Source organism: Aeromonas sp. V90_14 (genome assembly GCF_029967615.1).
GTDB lineage: Bacteria > Pseudomonadota > Gammaproteobacteria > Enterobacterales > Aeromonadaceae > Aeromonas > Aeromonas hydrophila.
In genome coordinates, this window is the sequence record NZ_JASCAS010000039.1 from 1 (window position 1) to 26,311 (window position 26,311).

At 61.6% G+C, this 26,311-nt stretch carries 30 protein-coding genes; 14 read left to right on the forward strand and 16 right to left on the reverse strand.

Annotation, left to right across the window (positions count from 1 at the left end):
- The first annotated feature begins 98 nt into the window (after positions 1–98).
- The gene (locus QLG02_RS15950; protein WP_042064670.1) at positions 99–410 is read left to right on the forward strand and encodes a hypothetical protein; all 312 of its coding nucleotides are present in this window, start codon (positions 99–101) and stop codon (positions 408–410) included.
- Between the two features lie 54 nt (positions 411–464).
- Here QLG02_RS15950 and QLG02_RS15955 read toward each other — a convergent pair whose 3' ends face one another.
- Genes QLG02_RS15955 through QLG02_RS15975 form a run of 5 tightly spaced genes read right to left on the reverse strand, consistent with a single transcriptional unit; the run spans position 465 to position 3,378 of the window.
- Positions 465–884, reverse strand: coding sequence for a DUF4426 domain-containing protein (locus QLG02_RS15955; RefSeq protein ID WP_011707384.1), 420 nt, complete (start codon positions 882–884; stop codon positions 465–467).
- A gap of 18 nt (positions 885–902) precedes the next feature.
- Positions 903–1,202: a DUF167 family protein YggU gene (gene yggU, locus QLG02_RS15960; protein WP_011707385.1), complete on the reverse strand. Its 300-nt coding sequence runs from the start codon at positions 1,200–1,202 to the stop codon at positions 903–905.
- A complete protein-coding gene (locus QLG02_RS15965; RefSeq protein ID WP_016351969.1) occupies positions 1,202–1,753 on the reverse strand; it encodes a YggT family protein in 552 nt (183 codons plus the stop codon). Before QLG02_RS15965 ends, yggU begins: the two co-directional genes overlap by 1 nt.
- Before the next feature lie 40 nt (positions 1,754–1,793).
- Positions 1,794–2,618 (reverse strand): pyrroline-5-carboxylate reductase, encoded by an 825-nt coding sequence (gene proC, locus QLG02_RS15970; RefSeq protein ID WP_103827459.1) that lies wholly within the window; start codon positions 2,616–2,618, stop codon positions 1,794–1,796.
- Between the two features lie 58 nt (positions 2,619–2,676).
- Positions 2,677–3,378, reverse strand: a complete 702-nt coding sequence (locus QLG02_RS15975) for a YggS family pyridoxal phosphate-dependent enzyme (RefSeq protein ID WP_282465645.1) — start codon at positions 3,376–3,378, stop codon at positions 2,677–2,679.
- Between the two features lie 39 nt (positions 3,379–3,417).
- Here QLG02_RS15975 and tapT point away from each other — a divergent pair, with 39 nt between their 5' ends.
- From tapT to yaaA, 3 genes are read left to right on the forward strand one after another with little or no spacing between them, the layout of a single operon-like run.
- Positions 3,418–4,452 (forward strand): type IVa pilus ATPase TapT, encoded by a 1,035-nt coding sequence (tapT, locus tag QLG02_RS15980; protein ID WP_011707389.1) that lies wholly within the window; start codon positions 3,418–3,420, stop codon positions 4,450–4,452.
- A gap of 28 nt (positions 4,453–4,480) precedes the next feature.
- Entirely contained in the window at positions 4,481–5,590 is a 1,110-nt protein-coding gene (gene tapU, locus QLG02_RS15985) for a type IVa pilus ATPase TapU (protein ID WP_282465646.1), read from the forward strand.
- A 31-nt stretch (positions 5,591–5,621) separates the two neighbouring features.
- Positions 5,622–6,395: a peroxide stress protein YaaA gene (yaaA, locus tag QLG02_RS15990; RefSeq protein WP_282465647.1), complete on the forward strand. Its 774-nt coding sequence runs from the start codon at positions 5,622–5,624 to the stop codon at positions 6,393–6,395.
- A gap of 176 nt (positions 6,396–6,571) precedes the next feature.
- Here the strand turns inward: yaaA and srmB are convergent, their stop codons facing one another.
- A complete protein-coding gene (gene srmB / locus QLG02_RS15995) occupies positions 6,572–7,795 on the reverse strand; it encodes an ATP-dependent RNA helicase SrmB (protein WP_016351974.1) in 1,224 nt (407 codons plus the stop codon).
- Between the two features lie 128 nt (positions 7,796–7,923).
- Between srmB and QLG02_RS16000 the strand changes: the two genes are divergently transcribed.
- The 3 genes from QLG02_RS16000 to brnQ (QLG02_RS16010) all read left to right on the forward strand — a co-directional run bounded on the left by QLG02_RS16000 (position 7,924) and on the right by brnQ (QLG02_RS16010) (position 11,804).
- A complete protein-coding gene (locus QLG02_RS16000) occupies positions 7,924–8,634 on the forward strand; it encodes a tRNA1(Val) (adenine(37)-N6)-methyltransferase (RefSeq protein ID WP_282465648.1) in 711 nt (236 codons plus the stop codon).
- Positions 8,635–8,825: 191 nt separating this feature from the next.
- Positions 8,826–10,133 carry a branched-chain amino acid transport system II carrier protein gene (brnQ, locus tag QLG02_RS16005; RefSeq protein ID WP_011707394.1) on the forward strand — a complete coding sequence of 436 codons (1,308 nt, stop codon included), beginning with the start codon at positions 8,826–8,828 and terminating at the stop codon, positions 10,131–10,133.
- A gap of 393 nt (positions 10,134–10,526) precedes the next feature.
- Positions 10,527–11,804, forward strand: a complete 1,278-nt coding sequence (gene brnQ, locus QLG02_RS16010; RefSeq protein ID WP_282465655.1) for a branched-chain amino acid transport system II carrier protein — start codon at positions 10,527–10,529, stop codon at positions 11,802–11,804.
- A 70-nt stretch (positions 11,805–11,874) separates the two neighbouring features.
- Here brnQ (QLG02_RS16010) and QLG02_RS16015 read toward each other — a convergent pair whose 3' ends face one another.
- From QLG02_RS16015 to zur, 3 genes are read right to left on the reverse strand one after another with little or no spacing between them, the layout of a single operon-like run.
- A complete protein-coding gene (locus QLG02_RS16015; RefSeq protein WP_029302182.1) occupies positions 11,875–12,105 on the reverse strand; it encodes a hypothetical protein in 231 nt (76 codons plus the stop codon).
- Positions 12,106–12,109: 4 nt separating this feature from the next.
- A complete protein-coding gene (locus tag QLG02_RS16020) occupies positions 12,110–12,571 on the reverse strand; it encodes a chemotaxis protein CheX (RefSeq protein ID WP_016351979.1) in 462 nt (153 codons plus the stop codon).
- Positions 12,561–13,019, reverse strand: a complete 459-nt coding sequence (gene zur / locus QLG02_RS16025) for a zinc uptake transcriptional repressor Zur (protein WP_081304784.1) — start codon at positions 13,017–13,019, stop codon at positions 12,561–12,563. Before zur ends, QLG02_RS16020 begins: the two co-directional genes overlap by 11 nt.
- 138 nt (positions 13,020–13,157) lie before the next feature.
- Between zur and dusA the strand changes: the two genes are divergently transcribed.
- Positions 13,158–14,144 (forward strand): tRNA dihydrouridine(20/20a) synthase DusA, encoded by a 987-nt coding sequence (dusA, locus tag QLG02_RS16030; protein ID WP_282465649.1) that lies wholly within the window; start codon positions 13,158–13,160, stop codon positions 14,142–14,144.
- 2 nt (positions 14,145–14,146) lie between these two features.
- Positions 14,147–14,296, forward strand: a complete 150-nt coding sequence (locus tag QLG02_RS16035; protein WP_223950696.1) for a hypothetical protein — start codon at positions 14,147–14,149, stop codon at positions 14,294–14,296.
- 74 nt (positions 14,297–14,370) lie between these two features.
- Here QLG02_RS16035 and QLG02_RS16040 read toward each other — a convergent pair whose 3' ends face one another.
- The 3 genes from QLG02_RS16040 to QLG02_RS16050 form a co-directional block, all read right to left on the reverse strand.
- Complete coding sequence (locus tag QLG02_RS16040; RefSeq protein WP_011707401.1) at positions 14,371–14,796, reverse strand: hypothetical protein; 426 nt, start codon at positions 14,794–14,796, stop codon at positions 14,371–14,373.
- Between the two features lie 101 nt (positions 14,797–14,897).
- Positions 14,898–15,170: a nucleoid-associated protein HU-alpha gene (gene hupA, locus QLG02_RS16045; protein WP_005305063.1), complete on the reverse strand. Its 273-nt coding sequence runs from the start codon at positions 15,168–15,170 to the stop codon at positions 14,898–14,900.
- A 58-nt stretch (positions 15,171–15,228) separates the two neighbouring features.
- On the reverse strand, positions 15,229–15,414 hold the full coding sequence (locus tag QLG02_RS16050) for a hypothetical protein (protein WP_130631666.1): 186 nt from the start codon (positions 15,412–15,414) through the stop codon (positions 15,229–15,231).
- Positions 15,415–15,511: 97 nt separating this feature from the next.
- On the opposite strand from QLG02_RS16050, the gene QLG02_RS16055 reads away from it, so the two are divergent.
- Together QLG02_RS16055 and QLG02_RS16060 are read left to right on the forward strand one after the other, a co-directional pair.
- Entirely contained in the window at positions 15,512–15,994 is a 483-nt protein-coding gene (locus tag QLG02_RS16055; RefSeq protein ID WP_011707403.1) for an Rsd/AlgQ family anti-sigma factor, read from the forward strand.
- Positions 15,995–16,095: 101 nt separating this feature from the next.
- The gene (locus QLG02_RS16060; RefSeq protein ID WP_011707404.1) at positions 16,096–16,476 is read left to right on the forward strand and encodes a PilZ domain-containing protein; all 381 of its coding nucleotides are present in this window, start codon (positions 16,096–16,098) and stop codon (positions 16,474–16,476) included.
- A 71-nt stretch (positions 16,477–16,547) separates the two neighbouring features.
- On the opposite strand, the gene radA is transcribed toward QLG02_RS16060, so the two are convergent.
- A complete protein-coding gene (gene radA, locus QLG02_RS16065; protein WP_060390695.1) occupies positions 16,548–17,912 on the reverse strand; it encodes a DNA repair protein RadA in 1,365 nt (454 codons plus the stop codon).
- 100 nt (positions 17,913–18,012) lie between these two features.
- Between radA and QLG02_RS16070 the strand changes: the two genes are divergently transcribed.
- Positions 18,013–20,391 carry a PilZ domain-containing protein gene (locus QLG02_RS16070; RefSeq protein WP_282465650.1) on the forward strand — a complete coding sequence of 793 codons (2,379 nt, stop codon included), beginning with the start codon at positions 18,013–18,015 and terminating at the stop codon, positions 20,389–20,391.
- Between the two features lie 130 nt (positions 20,392–20,521).
- Here QLG02_RS16070 and QLG02_RS16075 read toward each other — a convergent pair whose 3' ends face one another.
- Together QLG02_RS16075 and serB are read right to left on the reverse strand one after the other, a co-directional pair.
- Positions 20,522–21,427, reverse strand: coding sequence for an alpha/beta fold hydrolase (locus QLG02_RS16075; protein ID WP_282465651.1), 906 nt, complete (start codon positions 21,425–21,427; stop codon positions 20,522–20,524).
- Positions 21,428–21,476: 49 nt separating this feature from the next.
- Entirely contained in the window at positions 21,477–22,487 is a 1,011-nt protein-coding gene (serB, locus tag QLG02_RS16080; RefSeq protein ID WP_282465652.1) for a phosphoserine phosphatase SerB, read from the reverse strand.
- Positions 22,488–22,607: 120 nt separating this feature from the next.
- Here serB and QLG02_RS16085 point away from each other — a divergent pair, with 120 nt between their 5' ends.
- Both QLG02_RS16085 and QLG02_RS16090 read left to right on the forward strand, forming a co-directional pair.
- The gene (locus QLG02_RS16085; RefSeq protein WP_017411238.1) at positions 22,608–23,216 is read left to right on the forward strand and encodes an AhpA/YtjB family protein; all 609 of its coding nucleotides are present in this window, start codon (positions 22,608–22,610) and stop codon (positions 23,214–23,216) included.
- A gap of 53 nt (positions 23,217–23,269) precedes the next feature.
- The gene (locus tag QLG02_RS16090) at positions 23,270–25,516 is read left to right on the forward strand and encodes a PAS domain S-box protein (RefSeq protein WP_282465653.1); all 2,247 of its coding nucleotides are present in this window, start codon (positions 23,270–23,272) and stop codon (positions 25,514–25,516) included.
- A gap of 69 nt (positions 25,517–25,585) precedes the next feature.
- Here QLG02_RS16090 and deoD read toward each other — a convergent pair whose 3' ends face one another.
- Positions 25,586–26,302: a purine-nucleoside phosphorylase gene (gene deoD / locus QLG02_RS16095; protein ID WP_011707410.1), complete on the reverse strand. Its 717-nt coding sequence runs from the start codon at positions 26,300–26,302 to the stop codon at positions 25,586–25,588.
- Positions 26,303–26,311 lie beyond the last annotated feature (9 nt).

Sequence of the window (26,311 nt, forward strand, 5' to 3'; positions counted from 1 at the left end):
GCCATGCCGGCCCCCTCTCTTCCCCTGTTCATGCTCAAGTTTTCGGCATAGAATGCCGCCCTTTCAGACAACCACGCCCCTCAGTCACCGATGTTGTTATGCGCTATTTATTGATGATCGCCCTGCTGGCTGCCCTGCCCGTCCAGGCAGCCAGCGAGGCACAGTGCCGCCAGGCCTTCACCGAGTGGATGCTGGCCCAGCACAAGCAGTTCAGCGACCGCAAGGCCAGCAAGATGGAGCGGCGCAGCGCGGAGCGGGCCATCGATCAGGTGCGCAGCGAGTTCTCGAAGCGGGAGAGCTTCTGTCAGGCCATGGAGTGGGTGGAACACAACCGGGATCAGGATCCCCGCTTCACCCCGCGGATCGGGGAGATCCACGACTTCACCCCGCCGGCCGACTCGCCGTCATGAAAAAAGCCCCGAACCTGCGTTCGGGGCTTTTCCTGGGCATGACAGGTACCAATATCAGTCGACGTAGAAGGTCTGCTGGAAGGTCAGCGTCTGCTGCTGCCCCTCCCCCATGATCTTCAGGGTGAACTGGTAGGTATCTTCGTTGCGATAAGGCAGCACCGCCAGATAGTAGATGGCATCCCCCTCCTTGACCTCCTGGAAGCTCAGGTTGCGGATGGTGCCGGTGAGGTTCTTGGCCTCGCCGCTGATCCCCACCGCCTGGGCGACCCCCTGCTTGTTCTGCACCGCGATGTTGACGATGCCGTTGTAGCGGCTGCGCTCCAGGCCGTAGGCCTTGGCCACCTCGGGAGTGAGGAAGCTGGAGTTGAAGGCGCTGTAGTGCACCTGCCAGGGGCCCAGCTCCTTCATCTGTTCGGCCCGCAGGGGCAAGGTCAGCAGCAGTGCCAGCAGGCAGCTTATCCAGGCTGTTTTCATGGTGTCATCCTTCTCGTGTTAACCCTGATTGTCCAGCAGGGCACTGACCTCGGCGGGGATCTGCCTGGGCGCCTCGATGGCGACCGTCTTGTGCCGCCCCAGCTCCCCCCGCACGATGCGAACCTGCCCCTTGGCCACCTTGAACTGCTTGGCCAGATACTTGATCAAGTGGCTGTTGGCCTGGCCATCCACCGGCGGCGCCGTGATGGCCACTTTCAACTCTTCTCCATGCAATCCGACGATCTGATCCCGACTCGCCTTGGGCTGGATCATCAGATGCATTATCAGCTCATCCCCTTCCCGCAGGACGGCTGCCATCAAATCATCCACCACAGCTGGCCGAACAGATCACCCAACAGATAGTTTATGGCCTGCAGCCCGATAAAGGCGACCAGCACGGAGAGATCCAGCCCGCCCAGGGCCGGCAGAATGCGGCGGATGGGGGCCAGGAAGGGTTCGGTCAGCTGGTGCATCACGTACTCGATGGGGTTGCGCCCCTGGCTGACCCAGCTCAAGATGGCGCGGATCAGCAGCACCCAGAAGATCATGGAGCCGGCCTTCTTCAGCACGGTGAGGCCGGCAAACAGGCTGAGGGTGAGCCAGTCGGCCAGCAGCACGTTCATGCTCTTGAGCAGCGCCAGTTTGGCAAAGGCGATGATGATGGCCAGCAGCACAGAAGCCATGTCCAGCCCGCCAAACCCGGGAATGACCCGGCGCAGCGGCACCACCAGCGGATTGGTCAGCTTGACCACCATCTGGCTCATGGGGTTGTAGAAGTCTGCGCGGGCCCACTGCAGCCAGACGCGCAACAGCACCACCATGAGATAGAGGTCAAAAATCGTGTTAATCAGAAAGTAAGCAGTGTTCATCTGGGCTCCAGGTTGAGACAGAGAGTAAGAGAAATCGGGTTCAGAACAGGGTTTCCATTTCGCCAGCCCGGGCAACGGCCGCCTGCATGGCGTGTGCCGTCAGCGGCATCAGTCCCTGCTGCTGGAAAGTCTTGATCGCCTCGGCGGTGGTGCCACCCTTGCTGGTCACCTGCTCGCGCAGGGCCTGCAGCGACAGCTCGGGATTTTGCTCGACCATGGCGGCCGCACCAAGGGCGGTCTGCTGCACCAGCAGGCGGGCCTGCTCGGGGGAGAAGCCCATGGCCTCTGCCTCCTCGGCGATGGCCTGCATGAACAGGAAGAAGTAGGCAGGTGCACTGCCGGCCGCGGCGATGACCCCGTTGATGGCGGACTCCTGCTCCACCCACAGGGTTTTGCCCACCGCCTGCATCATCTGCTCGGCCAGCGCGCGGTCAGCCTGCTCGATGCCGGGCGGGGCGTACAGCCCGGTCATCCCCAGCCCCAGCAGAGAGGGGGTGTTCGGCATGGTGCGGATGATCCGGCCGTGGCCGCCCGCCATCTCGGCCAGCCGCGCCACCTTGATGCCGGCAGCGATGGAGATGAGCAGCTTGCCCTCCAGCGTGCCCAGCTGTGCCACCAGCGCGCTCAGCATGGCGGCCATCAGCTGCGGCTTGACCGCCAGCACGATCACCTCTGCCGCCCGGGCCGCCTCGGCGTTGTCCTGGGTGATGCGGATGCCGTAGTCGTTGGCCAGCGCATCCAGCTTGGGCCGACTGGGGTTGGCGGCGATGATCCGGTCGGCCGGATAGCCCGCCTGAACCAGACCGGCAATGATACTGCGGCTCATGTTGCCCGCCCCGATAAAGGCGAGGATTCTATGCTGCATCAAACGCTCCTGTTATCTGAAAAAAGCACGGCCCGATGCATCGCATCCCGGGCCTTGCTCATGAATAGTCGCGGGCACCGAAGATGGCGGTACCGACCCGCACCATGGTGCTGCCGTGGCCGATCGCCAGTTCGAGATCCTCGGTCATCCCCATCGAGAGGGTGTCGACGCCCGGGTATTGTTGCGCAAGCTCGGTGAACAGAGTCTGCATGCGCACCATCTGGGCGGCCAGCACCGCCTCGTCGCTGGTGTGCTCCGGAATCGCCATCAGGCCGCGCAGCCGCAGCCGTTCACAGCCGGAGACCAGTTCAGCCAGGCGGAAAATCTCTTGCTCCGACGTTCCGGATTTGCTGCTCTCTCCGCTAATATTGATTTGCAGACAGACATTTAGCGGCGCGAGCCCACACGGGCGCTGGTTGTTCAGGCGTTCGATCAGCTTCTCTCTGTCCACGCTCTGCACCCAGTCGAAGCGCTCGGCCACCAGCTTGGACTTGTTCGATTGCAGCGGGCCGATAAAGTGCCACTCTATGTCTGCACAGGCCCCTTGCTCACGCAGGGTATCTATCTTGGTCGCCGCTTCCTGGGCGTAGGATTCGCCAAAGCGGCGCTGACCGGCGGCATAGGCCTCGCAAACGGCCTCCAGCGGTTTGGTCTTGCTGACCGCCAGCAGCTGGATGTGATCGCTGCTTCGGCCCGCGCAGCTGGCGGCTTGTACAATACGTTCCTTGACCTGAAGCAGGTGCTCGGCAATCTGGTTCATGTTTCGTTAGTGATCTTGTGATGGGAGAATGACAAATCTATGGATATCACAGAGTTATTGGCTTTCAGTGTAAAACATAAAGCCTCGGATCTACACCTCTCGGCCGGGGTTCCCCCGATGATCAGGGTTGATGGCGAGGTTCGCAAGATCAATTTGCCCGCCCTGGAACACCGGGAAGTGCACGCCCTCATCTACGACATCATGAACGACCACCAGCGCAAGGAACTGGAAGAGAACTTCGAGGTGGACTTCTCGTTCGAGGTGCCGAACCTGGCCCGCTTCCGGGTCAACGCCTTCCAGCAGGCGCGCGGCTCCGGTGCGGTATTTCGGACCATCCCCAGCACGGTGCTGAGCCTCGAAGATCTGGACGCGCCGGAGATCTTTCGCAAGATTGCCGAATACCCGCGCGGCCTGGTGCTGGTGACCGGTCCGACCGGCTCGGGTAAATCCACCACCCTGGCGGCCATGGTCAACTACATCAACGAGAACTTTCATCACCACATCCTCACCATCGAGGATCCCATCGAATTCGTGCACGAGAACAAGCGCTGTCTGGTGAACCAGCGGGAAGTACACCGCGATACCAAGAGCTTCAGCAACGCCCTGCGCTCGGCGCTGCGGGAAGACCCGGACATCATCCTGGTGGGCGAGATGCGTGACCTGGAAACCATTCGCCTCGCCATGACCGCGGCCGAGACCGGCCACCTGGTGTTCGGCACCCTGCACACCTCGTCGGCGGCCAAGACCATCGACCGGATCATCGACGTCTTCCCCGGAGCGGAAAAAGACATGGTGCGTTCCATGCTCTCCGAGTCGCTGCGGGCGGTCATCTCCCAGACCCTGCTCAAGCGCATCGGTGGCGGCCGGGTGGCGGCCCACGAGATCATGATGGGTATTCCCGCCGTGCGTAACCTCATCCGGGAAGACAAGATTGCCCAGCTCTACTCGGTGATCCAGACCGGGATGACCCACGGCATGCAGACCATGGATCAGAGCCTCAAGCAGCTGGTGAGTCGCGGCGTAGTGGCGGCGCTGGATGCCAAGGCCAAGGCGGTCGATCCCAACACCATCTAACCACGACGAATCTAGGGAAGGAGTCGTTATGAATCTGGATGCCCTGCTGACCGAGCTGGTCGCCCGCAAAGGCTCGGATCTGTTCATCACGGTCGGCACGCCGCCGACCCTCAAGGTCAACGGCCACCTGCAGTCACTGGCAGAAGCCCCCCTCGACAAGGCCAGGGCGCTGGCGCTGGTCAAGGAGACCCTGAGCCAGGAGCACTTCGAGCGCTATCTGCATACCAAGGAGGCCAACTACGCCATCCACCGCGAGGAGCTTGGCCGCTTTCGGGTCAGCGCCTTCTGGCAGCAGGAGCTGCCGGGCATGGTGCTGCGCCGTATCGAGACCCGCATCCCCACCTTCGACGAGCTGGCGCTGCCCCCCATCCTGCAGGAGATCGCCCTGGCCAAGCGCGGGCTGGTGCTGTTCGTCGGAGCCACCGGCGCTGGCAAATCCACCACCCAGGCGGCCATGATCGGCTATCGCAACCAGCATGTGGACGGCCACATCCTGACGGTGGAAGATCCGGTGGAGTTCGTGCATCAGCACGGCCGCAGCCTGGTCACCCAGCGCGAGGTAGGCATAGACACAGCGTCGTTTGACGTGGCACTGAAAAGTTCGCTGCGTCAGGCCCCGGACGTGATCCTGATCGGCGAAATCCGCAGCCAGGAGACCATGGAGTTTGCCCTGCAGTTTGCCGAGACCGGCCACCTCTGCCTCGCCACCCTGCACGCCAACAATGCCAACCAGGCGCTGGACCGCATCCTGCACCTCGTTCCTCAGGAGAAACATCGCCAGTTCCTGTTCGATCTTTCCTTCAACCTGCGTGCCATCGTGGCCCAGCAACTGTTGCCCAGCCTGGACGGACGCCGCCGCTGTGCGGCCTTCGAGGTGCTGCTCAACACCCCGCTCATCACCGACATCGTCCGCAAGGGGGAGATGCACCGGCTCAAGGAGGTGATGACCAAGTCCACCGAGCTCGGCATGCAGACCTTCGATCAGGCGCTGTTCGCCCTGTTCTGTGCCGGCCAAATTGGCTACAGTGAGGCCCTTGCCCATGCCGACTCGGCCAACGACCTGCGACTGCTGATCAAGCTGTCGGGGCGCGAGCAGCTGGGTGCAGGCACTCTCGACAACGTCACCCTGGATGAATGAGGGGCGTGCGTCACCGCTATAAAGGATCGTTATGCTGATTGTGGTTTCCCCGGCCAAGACGCTGGACTACGAGTCGCCGCTGGTGACTTCCCGTTTCACCCAACCCGAGCTGCTGGACCACTCCGCCGAGCTGATCGGCCGGGCCCGCCAGCTGAGCCCGGACCAGATCGCCAGCCTGATGAAGATCAGCGACAAGCTGGCCGGCCTCAACGCCGCCCGCTTTGCCGACTGGCAACCCGACTTCAGCCCGGCCAACGCCCGCCAGGCGCTGCTGGCCTTCAAGGGGGATGTCTACACGGGGCTGGCGGTGGAGGATTTCAGCGAAGCTGATCTCGACTTCGCCCAGGCACACCTGCGCATGCTCTCCGGTCTCTACGGGGTGCTGCGCCCGCTCGATCTGATGATGCCCTACCGGCTGGAGATGGGGATTCGCCTCGACAATGCGCGTGGCAAGGATCTCTACCAGTTCTGGGGCGACATCATCACCGCCCACCTGAACAAGGCGCTGGCCGCCCAAGGCGACGAGGTGTTGATCAACCTGGCTTCCGACGAGTACTTCAAGTCGGTACGTCCCAAGACCCTGCAGGGGCGCATCATCACGCCGGTGTTCAAGGACGAGAAGAACTGCCAGTTCAAGATCATCAGCTTCTACGCCAAGAAGGCGCGCGGCATGATGGCCCGTCACATCATCAAGCACCGACTCACCAAGGTGGAGCAGCTGACCGGGTTCAACGCCGATGGCTACTACTTCGTAGCGGAAGAGTCCGACGCCAATACCCTGATGTTCAAACGCGCTGAAAATTAATTACGACCCGAGGGAACCAAATTCAGGATCCCCAAGTCTGAATAGGTGAATCCTCTGTTGTAAGCACTTTTTATTGGCCGACGTTTATACGTCGGCTTTTTTCTTTTCTGGCCCCCGTCGAGTGAGCAGCAGATAGCACAACGGCCATCCGGGGATGGCCGTTGTGGCGGGCAGGCTTACTTCTTTTTCTTCTTGGCCGACTTCTTCTTGTCGTCCTTCGGCTTTTTCTTCTTCACCGGCACCCGCGCCTCTTTATGTTTGGGGCGCAGTTCGTCGATCACCCGGCGCTTGAGACGCTCTTCGGTGTAGCGCTCGATCTTGGCGACCATCGCCATGTCGTGGGCTTCCACCAGGCTGATGGCGCAACCACGGTTGCCGGCACGGCCGGTGCGGCCGATCCGGTGGACGTAGACATCGGCGCCGTAGGGCATGTCGTAGTTGATGACATGGCTGACGTTGGGCAGGTCGATGCCGCGGGCGGCCACGTCGGTGGCGATGAGGAAGGGCACTTCCCCTTCATGGAACTTGCGGATCGACTCGATGCGCTTGCTCTGCTCCATCTCGCCGCGGATCCAGGCGCAGGAGACGCCAGCCGCCTGCAACTGACCGGACAGCTCCGCCAGCCGCTCACGAGTCTTGACGAAGATGATGGCTTTCTGGGTCTCGGGATCTTTCAGGATATGCACCAGCAGGGCCAGCTTGTGAGCGGCATCGTCGGCCAGGTGCACCCACTGGGTGATGGGGCGACGTTCGCTGCGGGGCGGCTCGGCGTGCAGCTCTACCGGCTCCTTCAGGATATCGTTGGCGAACTTCTCAAGGCCTGCCCCTTCCAGGGTGGCGGAGAACAGCATGGTGTGCTTGCGATAACGCGCCTCTTCCACGATGCGGTTCACATCCTTGATGAAGCCCATATCCAGCATGCGGTCCGCTTCGTCCAGCACCAGTACCTCGATATCGTGGCTCTCGAACTCCTCTTTCTCGATGTACTCGAGCAGGCGGCCCGGGGTGGCCACCACGATGTCGGTGGTCTTGGTCAGGGCCGGCAGTTGCTCTTCATGGCTGACGCCGCCGATGATGGTCTCGATGCTGAGGTTGGTGTGAGCCGCCAGCGCCTTGGCGTGGGCGGTGACCTGCAGCGCCAGCTCGCGGGTCGGGGTCAGCACCAGCATGCGGCACGGGCCCGGCTTGCGGCGGGGAAAGTCCAGCAGATGCTGCAGGGCCGGCAGCAGGAAGGCGGCGGTCTTGCCGGTACCGGTCGGGGCGGATGCCAGAATATCGCGGCCGTCCAGGGCTGGCTCCAGCACCATCTGCTGAATGGTGGTGGGGCGGGTGAAACCCATCTCGGCCAAGGCCCGGTTGAGGGCTGGATTCAGGTCGAAATCATCAAAGGACTGGCTCATGGCAATACTCGGTCATTAAGGAAACGGCAGATTATAGGCGATTATGTCGTCGGCTCCTATGGCGACTGTGGCTTAGTCGCTATAATCGCCGACCATTTTCTGCGGCGCTGGCACAGGACGGGAGTCGGATGGGACGAAACAGCGGTTTTACCTTCAAGCAATTTCATGTTGATCACGATCGCTGCGCCATGAAAGTCGGCACCGATGGTATCCTGCTCGGCGCCTGGGCGCCTGTCACCAACGCCCGCCGGGTGCTCGACATTGGCAGCGGCAGCGGCCTCATCGCCCTGATGCTGGCCCAGCGCAGCCCTGCCGACTGCCACATCGATGCGGTAGAGCTGGATAGCAATGCAGCCCGGCAGGCTCGCGAGAATGCGGCAGCCTCCCCCTGGCATGAGCGGGTCACCGTCATCGAGAGCGCCATTCAAAACTATCAGGCCGCCCCTTACGATCTGATCGTCTCCAACCCCCCCTACTTCGTGGCGGGCCAGTCATTTCGCGATCCCGCCAGGGCATTGGCACGTCATACCGGCGGCCTCGACAGCCGGGATCTGCTGGTCGCCTGTGACCGGCTATTGGCCCCCAACGGCGAGGTTGCGCTGGTCGTGCCAACGGCCATGGCCGATGAAATTTTATGCATCTCGGCAGATTATGATCTGCACGCCGTTTGTTATACAGCTGTTATCACCAGGGCAGGAAAAGCGGCAAATCGTGTTTTATTGCGACTTGGCAGAGGATTAAACAAGTGTGAGCAGGGTGAAATTGTGATCCATTCTGCTGATGGAACCTATTCCGACAGATACATCCAACTGACCGGCCCCTTCTATTTGAAGATGTAAATTTCGTCTTGAACTATTTTTTCACGCCATTATGCTGACTCCTAAACGAGCACCCGCTCAAGACCAGCTCAAACCACTGGTTGCGATGAAAAAACAAGCGGGGCTCCTTTTTTTTACCCCTGAACAATATCGGTCACTGACCAATAAAAAACTATAACAAGCAATAGTTTACAAGACAGACGAGGTTGAACTTGACGAAATCACTCACATTGTCCGACGTGCTCGGATTGGGCTTCATGACCTTCGCCTTCTATCTGGGCGCCGGCAACATCATCTTCCCGCCGCTGGCCGGTTACATGGCAGGTGAGCACCTCTCTCTCGCCATGCTGGGTTTCCTGGTCACTGCCGTCGGTCTGCCCCTCATCACCATCATCGCCGTCGCCAAGGCAGGCAACGGCTGGGCCGGCATGACCAAGCTGCTGCCGGCCGGCGTGGCCACCGCACTGGCCGTCGCCATCTACATCATCATCGGTCCGGCCTTCGCCGCCCCCCGTACCGGGCTGGTAGCCTACGAAATGGGCCTCAAGCCCTTCATCGGTGACATGGGTCAGGCCGGTCTGGCAGCCTACACTGTGCTGTTCTTCGGCGTGGCCATCTTGGTCTCCATGAATCAGGGCAAGCTGATGGATGCCATCGGCAAATACCTGACCCCGGTGCTGATGCTGTTGCTGCTGACCCTGGCCATCGGTGTGTTCGTCGCCCCGCAAGGTGACATGCCTGCCTCTTCCGGTGACTATCAGAATGGCCCCTTCGTGAAAGGGATCCTGGAAGGCTACAACACCATGGACACCCTGGCGTCCCTGATGTTCGGCGCCCTGATCGTCGACCTGCTGCGCCAGAAAGGCATTCATGACTACCAGAGCCAGTTCAAGTACCTGGCCATTGCCGGCATCATCTCCGCCATTGGTCTGTCCGTGGTCTACGTCTCTCTGTTCCAGCTGGGCAACACCGCAGCCGGCGTCGCCACCGACATCAGCAACGGCGGCGCCATCGTCAACGCCTACGTGTTGAGCCTGTTTGGGCAGCCGGGTCAGTTCATCCTGGCCGCCATCATCACCCTGGCCTGTTTCACCACCGCCGTGGGCCTGATCTCCGCCTGCTCCGACTTCTTCCACAACTTGACCGGCATGAGCTACAAGAAGCTGGTGGTGTTGCTGGGGGTCATCTGCGCCGTGGTCGCCAACGTGGGCCTGAGCCAGCTCATCAGCCTCTCCATCCCGGTGCTGGTCGCCATCTACCCGGTTGCCGTGGCACTGGTGCTGGTCACCTTCCTGAAGGGTTACTTCGGTCGTCCGCGCCTGGTGTTCCGCGCCGTGCTGATGGTTGCCTTCCTGTTCGGCTGCCTGGACGGTCTGGGCGCCGCCGGCATGAAGATGGATGCGTTTGCCTTCCTGCCGCTGTTCGACAAGGGCCTGGCCTGGCTGCTGCCGACGCTGCTGGCCTGTGGCCTCGGCATGGCGGTTCGCTCCGGCGAGAAACTGGCTGCCGAAGCCGCCTGATTTCACTCCCGTCCATCTCAAAGAGCCTGCCTTGCGCAGGCTCTTTTGTTTGTCTACCAACCGCCTTTTACCACCCGTTACCCCTTTCCTGCTGCCAGCCCCCTGCCGTCATGCCGACCTCCTTCACTGCTGCCAACCGCTGGCTAATCGGTGATTTATTCTGGCCAATTAAATTGTTTCAAGATATTAATGTGTGATTGAGATCAAATTTCTCTTCTTTATGCTCAGAAGAGTGCTCCTTCGCCGATGTGCTCATCGTGGAGGAGAGGGAAGCATTGTTATCCGGTTATCTGCCAGGCAGTGGGTGCAATCAACAAGAACAAGCTGATAAGGCAGATGAGGTCAGGTTTGACGAAATCACTGAAGTTGTCCGACGTATTCGGACTGGGTTTTATGACGTTTGCTTTCTATCTGGGGGCAGGCAACATCATTTTTCCACCGCTCGCCGGTTTCATGGCCGGTGAACATTTGATGCCAGCCATGGTCGGCTTTCTGCTGACAGCGGTGGGTCTCCCTCTGCTGACGCTGGTCGCCGTTGCCAGAGGCAGCGCCGGACAAGGCAGCAGCGGCTGGACGGCGATGACCCGCTATCTGCCGACCTGGGCGGCCACGGCGCTGGCCATCGCTATCTACATCATCATGGGGCCGGCCTTTGCCACTCCCCGCACCGGGCTGGTGGCTTATGAAATGGGGCTCAAACCCTGGCTTGGCGAAGCTGGCCAACACGGGCTGCTGCTCTACAGCCTGTGCTTCTTTGCGCTGGTGATCCTGGTGTCGCTGGATCGGGGCAGGCTGCTGGATGCGGTGGGCAAGTACCTGACTCCGGCCTTGATGGTGATGCTGCTGATCCTGGCGCTCGGCGTCGTCATCGCCCCGCAGGGTGGTATGCCGGAGGCCAGCGGCGACTATATCGATACCCCGCTCATCAAGGGCATGCTGGAAGGCTACAACACCATGGATACCCTCGCCTCCCTGATGTTCGGTGCCCTCATCATCGGTCTGCTGCGGCGCAAGGGCATCGAGGACTACCCGAGGCAGTTCAAATACCTGACCATCGCGGGCCTCATCTCGGCAGTTGGCCTCTCGGCGGTCTACATCTCCCTGTTCTACCTGGGCAACAGCGCGGCGGGCGTGGTGACCAACGTCGACAATGGCGGCGCCATCGTCAACGCCTATGTACTGAGCCTGTTCGGCCACTACGGCCAGTTGATCCTGGCCGCCATCATCACCCTGGCCTGCTTCACCAGCGCAGTCGGCCTGCTCTGCGCCAGCGCCGACTACTTCCACGGTCTGGCCGGCTGGACATACCGCAAGTGGGTGCTGCTGATGGGATGCGTCTCCATCCTGGTGGCCAACGTCGGGCTGAGCCAGCTCATCAGCCTCTCCATCCCGGTGCTGGTCGCCATCTACCCGGTCGCCATCGCACTGGTGCTGGTGACCTTTGTACAGGGCTACTTTGGCCGGCCACGGCTGGCGTTTCGCGCCGTGCTGCTGGTAGCGTTTCTGTTCGGCTGTCTGGACGGGCTAGGCGCGGCCGGCATGCAGATGGATGCGTTCGCCTTCCTGCCGCTGTTCGACAAGGGACTGGCCTGGCTGCTGCCCACCCTGCTGACCTGCGGCTTCGGCATGCTGCTGCGCCCCCGCGAAGATCTGGCCGCCGAAGCGGCCTGATCAACCGGGCGACCAACGACAAGAGGCCAGCATCAGCTGGCCTCTTGCATTGCATCTGTCATCCTGGCTGCTACAGCAGCGGGTCTACCGGCTTGGGTCTGCCTGCCAGACCATACCAATGGGTCTCCACCCGCCCGGCATGCCACTCAAAGGTGCCCCAGGGCTGATCTGCCTGCCAGCGCGGAAAGTTCACCACCACCCGGTTGTCTTCGTACTTGTAGAGCGAGGTGGTGATCTGGAGATCAGACAGGATGAGCAGCAGGGCCCAACCGATGAAGAACCATTTCAGCGCTTTCCACATAGGATTACTCGAAACAGATCTCGATGGTGGCACGACCGTAATCTGATTCGAACGGCATCATGATCTTGGTGCCGTCGGCACGATGGGTGATGGTGTGATTGGGGCCGGAGACGATGATGGGGGTCGCCATGTCGAACTCATACCCCTTCTCCCCCAGCATGCGCTTGGCGCCGCCGGTCACCATGTTGGTGATCTCGCCCACCATGTCGGTCACTTCTTCATTGATGGTGGCCGGAGCCTCGCCCAGCATCCGGCGCATGATCTCCAGCGCCAGCCCTTTCTCGAAGCTGATAGAGAGCGAGCCACGGGTCTGCGGGCCGACCATGCCGATGAGGCCAGAGACATCGCCGCGCGCCAGCTCGTCCATCTTGCGCTTGGGTTTGCCCGGCTTGAGCTCGAGCTGTGCCATGGTGGAGAGCACATTGAGCAGGGAGAGCAGGAACGGGTTTACAAAATCAGCCTTCATGTTGACTTCCTACGGTGGGCGTACAGCGAGCACATTGGCCATGTGCCTCTATTGTCTTATTGGTAATAGTAAAGCCATGCAAGTGGGCTTGCTCGGAAAACGCGCCATCGATCGCCGCGTCATGCAACTCGACCACCTCGCCACACCGATCGCAGATGAGCAGTTGCATCGGGTGGGCATGATCGAAGTGACAGCAGAAAATGAAGGCGTTGAGCGACTCCACCTTGTGGGCAAAGCCCTGTTCGAGCAGAAAATCCAGTGCCCGATAAACGGTCGGCGGCTTGGCATGGGCCTCGGTCTGCTGCAGCTGGGCCAACAGATCATAGGCGCTGATGGCATTGCCGTGAGCAGCCAGCAGCCTGAACACCTGACGCCGAGTAGGGGTGAAGCGGATCCCGCGTTGTTCGCAGAGTCGTTCGGCTCGTAGTAAAAGTTGGTCTTGATTCATGATCACGCAATTACCCTTTTTATTAGCCGGATACTATCACAGGGCCCCCTTTGACGCGGTGACAAAATTCATTTTCTGGGGCTGCCTCACGTTGTGGTAAAATCCGCCCCCTTTGTTTAGCCAACCCGGATGATTTTTATGCAGGCGCAGCGTTTTTCCATCGCCCCCATGCTGGACTGGACCGATCGGCATTGCCGTTATTTCCATCGTCTGATGACTCGCCAGACCTTGCTTTATACCGAGATGGTGACCACCGGCGCCATCATCCACGGCAAGGGAGATTATCTGGGTTACAGCGAGCAGGAGCACCCCATCTCCCTGCAGTTGGGTGGCAGCAACCCGGCCGATCTCGCGCGCTGCGCCAAACTGGCCGAGGAGCGCGGCTATGACGAGGTGAACATCAACGTCGGCTGTCCCTCCGATCGAGTGCAGAATGGCCGCTTTGGTGCCTGCCTGATGGGCGAGCCCGCACTGGTGGCGGACTGCGTCAAGGCGATGCGCGATGTGGTCGATATTCCGGTGACGGTAAAGACCCGCATCGGCATCGACGATCAGGACTCCTACGAATTTCTGCAGGCCTTCATCGAACAGGTCCGTGACGCCGGTTGCGACACCTTCATCGTCCATGCCCGCAAGGCGTGGCTGAGCGGCCTGAGCCCCAAGGAAAACCGCGAGATCCCGCCGCTCGATTATCCCCGTGTCTATCGGGTCAAACAGGATTACCCGGATCTCACCATCGCCCTCAACGGCGGAGTCACCTCCATGGAGCAGACCCTCGAGCATCTGCAGCACCTGGATGGCGTCATGATGGGGCGCGAAGCCTATCAGAATCCCTACCTTCTGGCGCAGGTGGACAACATGGTGTTCGGCCAGAACCACGCCGTACCGAGCCGCCACGAGGTGGTGCGGATGATGCTGCCCTATATCGAGCAGGAGCTGGCCAAGGGCAACTATCTCTCCCACATGACCCGCCACATGCTGGGGCTTTTCCAGAACATGCAGGGGGCTCGCGCCTGGCGCCGCCATCTGAGTGAGAACGCCTGCAAGCCGGGAGCGGATATCCAGGTAGTGCTGGATGCCATGGCCAAGGTGCCGGAATTCGCCACCACGGAGGCGGCGGAGTAACCATGTACCGTTTCACCGGTTCCTGGCTGCACAAGGCCATCGTCCGGCTCTGCGCCGGCCTGCTCGCCATCCTGGGCATCAAACTCAGCGTCTTCTACTTCCTTGGCTTGCTCATCGTGCTGGGGCTGCATCGGGATCAGCTGCTCGGCTGAGTTCACCCCGCATCGACCAATAAAAAACCGGCAACACCCAGTGCTGCCGGTTTTTTATTGTCTCTTCAGCCTCGCTAATCGCCTTTGTCCACGAACTGCAGCTCGGGCGCTCTGGACGTCAGCACATCGGCGCAATAATCCCAGGTCGAAATGCGGTAGTGCTGCAAATCCTCGTCCAGGTGCAGACCATCCGACTCCTGATGGAACCAGCTGGCAAATCGGGACGGGGTGATGAGCTGGATCTGCTCCTCGATGGCATGGCTATCCTTGCCCTCCGCCAGATCGCAATCCTCCATTACCCGCACCGCGTAAATATGGCGAAAATAGACCCGGCAAAGGATCTGCGGCGGCAGATCGATGCTGCGAGCCCTGCCCAACATGATGGTGAGGGAGTCGCTCCAGATATCCTGATGAAGTTCGGCCACAACCAGGCCCGGGGGGAGTTGGCGGGACGGAGCCCAAGGTACGGCAACCTGCCGAATGGCATTTTTCTGTTCCATCATCCACCTCACTACGGCGCACGCCATATCTTGAGTGTATCTGAAACAATTTCCGCTGACGATGGCAATAAAAAACCCGGCTGGCGCCGGGTTTTTGGGGATTACTTGACGGCGTCTTTGAGCGCCTTGCCTGCCACAAAGGACGGCACATTCGCGGCTGCAATCTGGATCTCTTTACCAGTTTGCGGATTGCGACCGGTACGGCCAGCACGATGGTTCACCTTGAAGGTGCCAAAACCCACCAACTGCACAGCATCACCTTCTTTCAGGCTCTGGGTAATACCATTGATGATCTCTTCCAGAGCGACTTTGGCCTGAGCTTTGCTCAGATCTGCTTTGGCTGCAATTGCATCGACAAGTTGAGCTTTGTTCATAACATTTCCTTTATGATCGGGCATTTAGCACCGGGCCACTCTATTCAAAAAAAAACACTCAGGCAAAGGCTTTATCAGCCGGATTGGCTTGAATGCTGGGGTTTTCATCAAGATCTGCGGAAATAGTCACATATCTCGCCCCTTCGTGATCGTAATTGACGGGAAGAGGAGAGCAAATGATGGTGCCTTGTAACCAAAACGCCACCCGGTGTAACAATATCCCCATGCCCCTATTGACGGTCAACTGGATTTTCCCTAGTTATAGGAGGGTGTCGTCAGTCAATAAAAAGGCCGGAGGCCCGTCACGATAGCACTCCATGCCTATGCCCCACGGAGGGACTATGTTAACTGAACTGGAACAAACCAAACGCGCATTGGCAGGAAAGCACAGAGCTATCGACGACTGGCTGGATGCCAGGCAGGCATTGCTGGTCGAATACATGCGACTTGCCGGACTGACCCCCGCCCGCACCAAACAGCGTTCGCTGCCCGGCCATGTGGAACTGCAAGGCTTCTGTGAACGCCTGGTCGACTATGTCAGCGCCGGACACTTCGAAATCTACAACCATGTGGTGACCGCCTTCGAACAGGCCAGCGGCGACAAGCTGGAACTGGCGAAACGCATCTACCCCCACATCCGGGCCTGCACCGAGTTCGCGCTGGAGTTCAACGACAAGTACAGCAATGCCGATGAGGCTCAGCTGCTGTTGCTGGATGAGGATCTGAACCAGCTGGGCCCCGTGCTGGAAGATCGTTTCAAGCAGGAAGATCGGCTGATCAAGGCACTGCAGGTCGTGGAGTCACTCAGCGCCCAGCAGGTTTGATATCCAATTTCGGAGCCAGTTCAAGATCCTGATGTGCAAGGTGCATTACACTCTATGTCATGACCTTTAGCTCCAATTCCTATTGCTGACAGGAGATGAGAATGTCCGAGCGTCGCCGTTTTTCACGGATCCTCTACTTGACCATGGCCGACCTCGTCCAGGGAGATAAGAAATGGCGGACCCAGCTGGTGGATATCTCCCTGCAGGGTGCCCTGTTGATCCGGCCCGATGACTGGGAAAGCCACGACAACAAAGAGTATTCACTCAGCTTCGTGCTGAGCGGCAGCGACATCGAGATCAAGATGCAGGTCATGCTGACCCATGAAGCCAGCAAGAAGCTGGGGTTCTACTGCCATCACATCGATATCGACAGCGCCACCCACCTCAAGCGGATGATCGAGCTCAACGTCGGCGATGAAGACTTGCTGCACCGAGAGCTGGAACAGTTGTTGAGCGAACATCTCGAACACCCTCACCCCTGAGCGGTACATTCAATGTAAAAAGGGGCGCCGTTGCGCTCCTTTTTATTGCCTGCCTGCGGCCACCATGCCGATTACAACGCCTCCAGGGCATCGGCCAGCTTCTTGACCGGCACCACTTCCATGCCTTCGATGGGATGCTTGGGCGCGTTGGCGTACGGCACTATGGCCCGGCGGAAGCCATGCTTGGCGGCCTCCTGCAACCGCTCCTGGCCGGAGGGCACGGGCCGGATCTCGCCAGACAGCCCCACTTCCCCGAACACCACCAGATCCTTGGGCAGGGATTGATCCCGGAAACTGGAGACCATGGAGAGCAGCAGGGCCAGATCCGCACTGGTCTCTTCGACCTTGACCCCGCCAACCACGTTGATGAAGACATCCTGATCCGCCATCTGCAGGCCGCCGTGGCGATGCAGCACCGCCAGCAACATGGCGAGACGATTGTGATCCATCCCCACCGCCACCCGGCGCGGGTTGGAGAGCTGGGAGTAATCCACCAGCGCCTGCAGTTCCACCAGCAGGGGCCGGGTCCCCTCCCAGATCACCATCACCACCGACCCCGGCGCCTGCTCTTCACCGCGGCTGAGGAAGATGGCGGAAGGGTTGCTCACCTCCCGCATCCCCTGCCCGGTCATGGCGAAGACGCCGAGCTCGTTGACCGCCCCGAAGCGGTTCTTGTGGGAACGCAGGGTCCGGAAGCGGGAATCGTGACCGCCATCGAGCAGCACGGAGCAGTCGATGCAGTGCTCCAGCACCTTGGGGCCGGCCAGGGTGCCATCCTTGGTCACGTGGCCTACCATGAAGATGGCGACGTGATTCTGTTTGGCATAGCGGGTCAGCAGGGCGGCGGCTTCCCGCACCTGAGACACGGACCCCGGCGCCGACTGCACATCCGCCACATGCATCACCTGAATGGAGTCGATGACCATGATCTGCGGCTGCTCCTGCTGGGCAATCAAGCAGATCTGCTCGACCGAGGTCTCCGACAGCATGCGCAGCTTGTCGGTCGGCAGGCCGAGGCGCGAGGCACGCATCGCTACCTGCTGCAGCGACTCCTCGCCGGTGACATAAAGGGTCTTCATCCGCTCCGCCAGACCGCACATGGTCTGCAGCAGCAGGGTCGACTTGCCCGCCCCCGGGTTGCCACCGATCAAGATCGCCGAGCCCGGCACCACCCCGCCACCCAGGACCCGGTCCAGCTCCTTGAAACCGGAGGAGAAACGGGGGATCTCGGTGGTAGCGATCTCCGCCAGCGTCTGCACCTGGCTGCCAACGGCGCCGGCATAACCGGTATAACGGGCACTCTTACCCGGGGTCACCGAGCCGAGGCGCACCTCGCTGATGGTGTTCCACTCCTTGCACTCACTGCACTGGCCCTGCCAGCGTGTGAAGTCGGCGCCACATTCGGTACAAACATAGGCAGTTTTGTTTTTGGCCATGGATAACTCGGGGACAGGATGAATTCCTGCTTGATATACTTGTTTGCGACCGACAGATCAAACCCAGAATCGGAAAAGTGACTTTCCGTGGCAGGAACACATGGATTCAGAACAACAACAGCACCTTATTGAACAGCTCATCCCCCTGCTCAGAGAAAAGGATTTCGATGACATCTTCAATCGCCTGACCCAGGACGAAAACAGCAACAGCCGTTTTCTGATCAAGATGGAGATCAAGCGCAGATGCACCCCCTGCCGTCGCGTGATCGACATGCGGGACGAACTGGGTGACGAGTGTCTGGTCCATGAATCCGACGGGATCACCCACTTCATGCCGGCCGAGGCCATCGGTCTGTTCCAGTCCCAGAGCTATCTCTACAAAGACGATTATACCCTGGGAGTCTACGAGGCACTGCAATACTGGCAGAAGCACCACCATGGCAAGAGTGATGGCCCGCTGCAGCCCCCTGCCAGCCCGTTTCGCCAGTACGACGTCAACCCCATCGCCTTTGCCAGCTACTATGGCCGACGCCAGGAGCGGATGCACTTCAGCTCCCCTGTGCTGATCAAGTTTGCCGATGGCGACAAGCTGTTTGCCAAAAGCTCCGACCTTTCCCTCGGCGGGATCCGGGTCTCGGTGCCCTATCTGCCCAACTACCAGACCGGCGCCCAGGTCGAGGTGTTCTTCACCGGGCTGGAGCGGGATCATGCCAACCCGGTCCTGCACCATTCGGTCAGCTACCAGATCCTCGGGGAAGAGAGCAAGGAGGGCAAGTTCTGGCTCAGGCTGGTCAAAACCGGCGAACACCCCGGCTTCGACCAGTTCCTGAGCGAGTTCATCGAGAGCAACAAGAGCCGCTATCGGGTCAGCGTCGACTATCTGCTCTCCGCCGCCATCATCAAGGGGTATGAGCAGTTCTATTTGCCGCGCATGACCGGCATGCCGCTGTTTTTCGGTTCGGGCGACAGCCCCAGCCTCGAGATCGCCCTGCGCACCGAGAACAACCAGCACATCCTCGAATACTGGCGCGATGCCAAGAACCGCGACATGCTCGCCAGCCTGTTCTCCGCCACCCGCATGCAGGCCCTGCTGCCGGCAGCGGGTGAATTGAAAGAGACCCTGATCTACTGCTTCACCCACTCGGTACGCAGCCACCTCTATTTCTTCTCCGCCACCCGGGAAGAGCTGTTGCAGAGCGGGCTGATGTCGCTCTTCTTCCAGGTCGGCGCCCGTCGCCCCAGCTGGCGGGTCTACAAATTCAGCCTGGAGCGCTGTGACCTGCACGAGGCCGATCTGGCCAGCCAGCAGAGCAAGGAGAGCCCCCAGTTGCAAGACATGCTGCTGCAGGAGCGGCTCAAGCAGATAAGCTATGTCGGCCTGCTGCAGGATGTCGGTCTCGACAGTCAGCGGGAAGAGTTCCAGTACGATGCCTGCGCCCAGCACAATGCCAACGAGCTGCAGCGTTTCGGCCACGACAGCAGTGCCGCCCCCTTCGAAATAGAGACGCTGCACTATGTCCAGCTGCGCAAGGAGGCCCGCTACATCCACAAGACGGCCGTGGCCATCAAGCACAATGGTCGCGCCTGGCTCGGCTGGACCCGCGACATCTCGGCCCACGGCATGCAGATCGAGCTGGAAGAGCCGTTCGAGGGGGTGAAGGACGACATCGTCACCATCGCCCTGCCGCGCCTGCAGGAGCTATCCAAGAGCATGGATCTGCAGCGTCTGCCCTACCGGCTGGTCAGCATCAACCTGACCCGCACCGTGCTACACCTGTGCATCGAGGGCGATCCGGAGCGCCACACCGGCCGCCAGTTCTTCAAGCTGCTGATCGAGAGCAACCAGAACAAGCTCAAAGCAGCCCAGGAGCAGCGCCGCTATCGCGGCATGGCGCGGGCGCTTCGCAACATCTACACCCACCACGTCTTCAGCACCCCGGTCTACATCAACAAGCTGAAGGGCGCCCCCAGGCCGGCCTCCATCGGTCATGCCCCGCAGGCGCGCAGCCTGTCGCGGTTGCTGAAAGCCTGTGCCGAGCAGGGTGACCAGGACAACCTCTATCCCCTGTTCCAGGGCGAATTGCTCAAACAGCTCATCATGAACCCGCTGCGGGCCATCGAGCGGGAGGATCAGCCCCAGGAGGAGGAGGTCTACATCGCCAGCCTGCAGACGGCGGCCGGCCTGCCCATCTTCACCAGCCGGCTCGCCAGCAGCTTCAAGAATGTGGCGGAGAAGCGCAGCTTCATCGAACAGGCGCTGCGCCAGGGGGAGTTCTACTCGGTGCTGGTGGGCATCTCCCGCACCGGCCGCCCCGACACCAACTTCATCGCCAACGAGCTGGACTACATCGCCAAGTTCGCCATTCACAAGGCCAAGAAGCTGGAAGAGGAGTTGTGGAGCGTAGTCGGGGTGGGCGAGCTGACCGATACCAGCCAGGCGACCCTGTTCCGGCTCGGCATCACGGCGCCCGTCAATTGAGCAGGCCCCTGCAAACCACGGCCCTCAACCTGGCGGGCAGGCAATAAAACCATGGCGGGCCTCTGGCCCGCCATGGTTTGTTTATCCATCAGTACACCGGATAGTAACCCGCTCCGCCAACCGCTCTTTGTCAGACCGCCTGCGGATTGAGCAGCCATTCCAGGATCTGCGGGAAGTGATCCTCCTGCGCCTGCGGGGCGGTCAACATGTTGATGTGGTCGTAATCGAGCCGGTTACCGTTGTCCCGGCCGAGCCGGGTATGGCGCGCAGCCGAGCCCATCTCGGCGCTGAAGCGGCGCACGTCGGTCGGGTGACCCAGCACCTTGTCCGCCTTGGCCGAAATCATCCAGAGCGGTGGCCAGTTGACCCGGGCGGCCGCCTCGTCATAGGCGAACCCGTCGCTGGGATCCTGCCAGGGGCCGCATTTGACCCAGGGAATGGTCTCCTGCAGGTAACGCAGCGGCTCGTCATCCGCCCCGATCTTCAGGCTACGCGCGGCCAGAAAGCCGTTGCGCCTGGCCAGCCAGGGGGCCAGCCGGTTCCAGATCAGATCCACCTTCAGCCAGCGCTCCGGATTTTGTACCGACACGCCGCGCTTGGTACCAAAAAACACCAGGCTGGCCACCTGATCCGCCAACTCGGGGAAGCGCACCAGGGTCGACGCCATGATGACGCCCCCCCAGGAATGGGCCATCCAGTGCAGCTTGAAGCCGCCATGGCGGGCGGCAATCCAGCGGTGCAGGGCCGGCAGATCCTCGGTGATGAGCTCATGCTGGCCATGTTCGGCCTGCTCGGCGATGGCCGGCGTGCTCAGCCCCCGTCCCCGCAGGTCGGCCACATAGACCTGATAGCCGTGGCGGGCCAGAAAGCAGGCCAGCCCCTTGCCTGATTCGGTGTAGAAGATGCGGCCGTTCTCGATGGCGCCGTGCACCATCAGGATCGGCTCGCCATGTACCGCAACCCGCGGCTGGATGTGGCGCACGTGCAGCCGATGTTCGCCGCAGGGAATAAACAGGGATTGCTGTAACAGTTCCATTATGAGACTACGTCCTCCGTGACGTGAGGGTCTTGCCGAGGCGCCGCGACTAGCGGCGATCCCAGCGCTGCTGACGGCAGGCCAGGGCGCCGAGCAGGCAGATCACCCCTTCAAGATCGTGGTGATTGAGGGTGGCCGCCGCCTGGGCCCGCACCAGCGGCTTGGCGTGGATGGCGATGCCGAGTCCGGCCACCCCCATCATCTTGAGATCGTTGGCGCCATCGCCGACGGCCACGGTCTGGCCAGCGGCGATGCCGTACTCCTGCGCCAGCTGCTGCAGCACCTCGGCCTTGACGGCGGCATCGACGATGCGCCCGCTCACCTTGCCGGTCAGCTGTTGCCCTTCCACCGCCAGCTCGTTGGCAAAGATGGCGTCCAGCCCCAGCTCCCGCTGCAACTGGCCGGCAAAACGGGTAAAGCCACCAGAGGCGATCGCCACCTTCCAGCCAGCCTGCTTGAGGGTGTCGACCATCAATTGCAGGTTAGGCATCCAGGGCATGTTGTCCGCCACCTCGTCAAGAAGGGTGACCGGCGCCCCTTCCAGCAGGGCGACCCTGGCCCGCAGGCTGTCGGCAAACTCCAGCTTGCCCTGCATGGCGGCCGCCGTGACCGCCGCCACCTGCTCGCCGACCCCGGCCAACCGGGCAATCTCGTCGATGCACTCGATGCGGATGGCGGTGGAGTCCATGTCCATCACCAGCAAACCGGGCTCCGCCAGGCTGGGCAGGGCTGGCAGATGACACAGATCGATGTCCCACTCCTCCCCCTTGAGCGCCTGTACCAGAGCGGGTGAGAAGCGATCCGTGCCCAGCAGCAGCAGAGGCACCCCGGCCGGCATGGCGGGCGGATAGAGCCTGGCCTGCAGCGCATGCTGCGCCAGCAGCGAGGCCAGCCGCCCGAGATGATGACCGGCCAGCGCGCGCCCGAACAGCACCAGCCAGCCGCCATCCAGCGCACTGGCGGCAGGCAGCAACGCCTGCGGCGTCGGCTCCCACCAAGGGGCGCCGGACAGGCACTCGGGCCACTCTGAAATCTCTGCGGGCAATTGGGACAACAACATAGGGATAACGCCTTCCTTGGTGATCATGGGGTTAACAATGCTGGCCCAGAGTAGCGTATTGCTTTTTGTACAGGCAAGCGCCAAGATCCCGCCACCCCTTGTCAGCAAAAGGCTCAACGCTTGCGTCATCTCCCCATCAAACGTGTGCTCAGTCTCGGTGCCGGCGTCCTGCTCGGGCTCTGGGTACTCGCGGTACTCATCCACATGCAAGGTGAGAGCCAGGCTTCGCTGCACAGCGAGGCACGCAACCGGGCCCAGGCGCTGGTGGCCTACGCTGCCCGCGACATGAAGCGCTGGCTCAAGGAGGACAAGAACAGCGAGCTGGAGCGGCTGGCCCAGGATCTGGCTGCCGAGCCCGAGATCCTCGACGTCACCCTCTACGATGCCCGCGGCATCCCCCTCGCCCAGTCGGACAACGCAGTGCCGCTGGACAGCCTGTTGCCCATCGGCGACAGCAACAAGTCGATACCGGAACAGGGCAAGGGACGCATCCAGTTCGTGCAGGAGATCCTGGATGGGGAGCAGACCCTGGGGTATCTGCGCATTACGCTGGAAGAGCAGCAGATGCTGGCGGACAAGGATACCCGGCTCAAGGTGGTACAGGAGAAGCAGCGGCTGATGCTGCTGGTCGCCCTGCTGGCCGGGTTGCTCATCTCCTACGGGATCCGTCGCAACTACATGCGGGTGCGCAAGCACAAGAAGAAAAGCAAACCGGTCGAGCCGCAATAAGGCGGCGCGATCCCCCGACCCGAAACTGGCAATGCCACCAGCAGGAGCGCTGTATGATTGCCCCCTCTCTGCCGCAGGATGAAGAGAGTCGACTGGAACGACTCCGCATCCTCGGCCTGCTTGACCGCGAGCCCATCGATCAGCTGGATCGCCTGACCCGGCTCATTACCCGCCATTTCTCGCTGCCCATCGCCATGGTCTCGCTGACCGACGTGAATCGGCAGTGGTTTCTTGCCCGCACCGGCGTCGCCCTGTGCGAGATCAGCCGGGAGCACTCCTTTTGCGGCCACGCCATCCTGCGTCCCGACATCATGCAGGTGCCGGATGCCCGGCTCGACCCTCGATTTGCCGACAACCCGCTGGTGACCGAGGAACCGCACGTGGTCTTCTATGCCGGCCGGCCGCTGCGGGCGCTGGATGGCGTGGTGCTCGGCACCCTCTGTCTGGTGGATCATGCACCGCGCCACCTCGACCAGGAGGCCTGCCGCGATCTCGACGACTTCGGCCGCCTGGTGGAGAACACCCTGCACGATCTGGAGCGGCGCCATCAGGTGCGCAGCCTCAATCAGGTGCTGGAGGACAAGGATCACCTGTTCACCCTCACCTTCAACCAGTCGTCGGTGGGCATGGCCCTCTCCTCCCTCGAAGGCAAGTGGCTGCGGGCCAACCCGGGGCTGGAGCGGCTGCTCGGCTACAGCGAGCAGGCGATGCTGAGCCGCACCTGGCATGTCATGACCCATCCCGAGGATCTGCCGCGCGAACTGCCCCTGTTCAACGCCCTGCTCGCGGGGCAACGGCAGGACTACCGGCTGGAGAAGCGGATGATCCGGGCCGACGGCAGCCAGTGCTGGGTCCAGCTCAGCGTGACCCTGTGCCATAGCCGCACCATGGCACCGCACCTGATCGCCGTGTTCGCCGATCTCACCGAGCGCAAGCAGGCCGAAGCCGAGCTGCTGCAACTGCAGCAGGGGCTCGAGCGGCAGGTCCGTGAGCGCACCCGCGAGCTGTCGAGCACGGTGGAGCAACTGCATCGCGAGATGCAGGAGCGCGGCGCCATGCAGCAGCGCCTGTGGCAAGAGCAGCGCCGCCTGCAGCACATGCTGGAACACACCAGCAACGCCTTCCTCGAACTCGACGAGGCGCTGGTCATCACCGGCTGGAATCCGGCCTCCACCACCCTGCTGGGCTGGCATCCCGAAGATATGCTGGGGCGTACCCTGCCCACCCTGCTCGGCAGCGCTCACCCCCTGCTGGCCCAGCTGACCCATCCCCAGAGTGCTGCGCGCCGGCTGGAGTGCGAGATCGGCACCCACGACGGCCGGCGCATCCCGGTGGAAGTGATTGCCGAGCGCTACCAGTTCGACGGCAAGGTGCGCATCGCCCTGTTTTTGCACGACATCACGGCCCGCCGCCAGGTGCTGGCCGAGATTGAGCGCGGGCGGGCCAGGCTGCGGGCCATCACCGACGGCCTGCCGGTCACCATCAGCATGGTCTCGCCCGAGGGGCGCTACCTGTTCGCCAACCAGGCCTACTGCCGCTACTTCGGGCTCGATGCCGAGCTGATGCGGGAGATGAGCGTGCGGGAGGTGATCGGCGACGCGGCTTACGGCCGGGCCATCGCCCATCTGGAGCGGGCCCTCGCCGGCGAGCAGGTGAGCTTCGAGAACCGCTTCGAGCTGCCCATCGGCCCGCGCGATCTCAGGATCACCATGATCCCGAGCCGGGGCGATGAGCCGGGGGTCTACATCCTCGGCAGCGACATCACCGAGTTCAAGGCGCTGCAGAACCAGCTGGAGCACGAGGCGGCCCACGACCCCCTCACCGGCCTGCCCAATCGGCGCGCCTTCACCCTGCGCCTCTCCCGGGAGCTGGAGCGGGTACGCCAGAATGCCGAGACCCTGGGCCTGCTGTTTCTCGATCTCGACGGCTTCAAGCGGATCAATGATCAGCTCGGCCATCACGTCGGCGACGCTCTGCTGCAGCGCTTCGCCAGCGTGCTGAGTGCCGAGGTGCGTCCCGGCGACATGGTGGCGCGCCTGGCTGGCGACGAGTTCACCATCATACTGCCGGCCCTGCGCCAGCCGGAGCTGGAGCTGCCCGCCCTGTGCGAGCGGCTGCTGGCGGCAATGGCGGTGCCGGCCGACGTGGCCGGCCACCTGTTGCCCCTCGCCGGCAGCATCGGCGGTGCGCTCTGCCACTCGGGCCAGTATTGCCACATCGACGATCTGCTGCACCGGGCCGACAGCGCCATGTACCAAGCAAAGCAGGCCGGCAAGGGGCGCTTCGCCCTCGACCTCTGATCTGCCATCCTTGAAATGCAAAACGGCGGCCCGAGGGCCGCCGTTGTCATTATTCATGCGCGAGGGGGATTAGTTGTCGCCCAGCAGGACGGAATCCAGCGCGATTTCGATCATGTCGTTGAAGGTCAGCTGACGCTCTTCGGAGGTGGTCTGCTCACCGGTACGGATATGGTCGGAGACGGTGCAGATGGTCAGTGCCTTGGCACCGTACTCTGCGGCCACGCCGTAGATACCGGCGGCTTCCATCTCGACACCCAGGATGCCGTACTTTTCCATGACGTCGAACATGGAGGGGTCCGGGGTGTAGAACAGGTCGGCGGAGAAGATGTTGCCCACGCGCACGGCGACGCCCTTGTTCTTGGCGGCCTGTACGGCATTGGCAACCAGATCGAAGTCGGCGATGGCGGCGAAGTCGTGATCCTTGAAGCGCAGGCGGTTCACCTTGGAGTCGGTGCAGGCACCCATGCCGATCACCACGTCACGCAGTTTCACGTCTTCACGCACGGCACCGCAGGAGCCGACACGGATCAGGGTCTTCACGCCGTAATCGGTGATCAGCTCTTTTGCATAGATGGAGCAGGACGGGATGCCCATGCCGTGACCCATGATGGAGATGCGACGACCCTTGTAGGTGCCGGTGAAACCGAACATGTTGCGCACGTCGCACACCTGCTCGACGTTCTCCAGAAAAGTCTCGGCGATGTACTTGGCACGCAGGGGGTCGCCCGGCATCAGCACGGTATCAGCAAAGGCGCCATCTTTCGCATTGATATGAGGAGTTGCCATTCTCTTGAT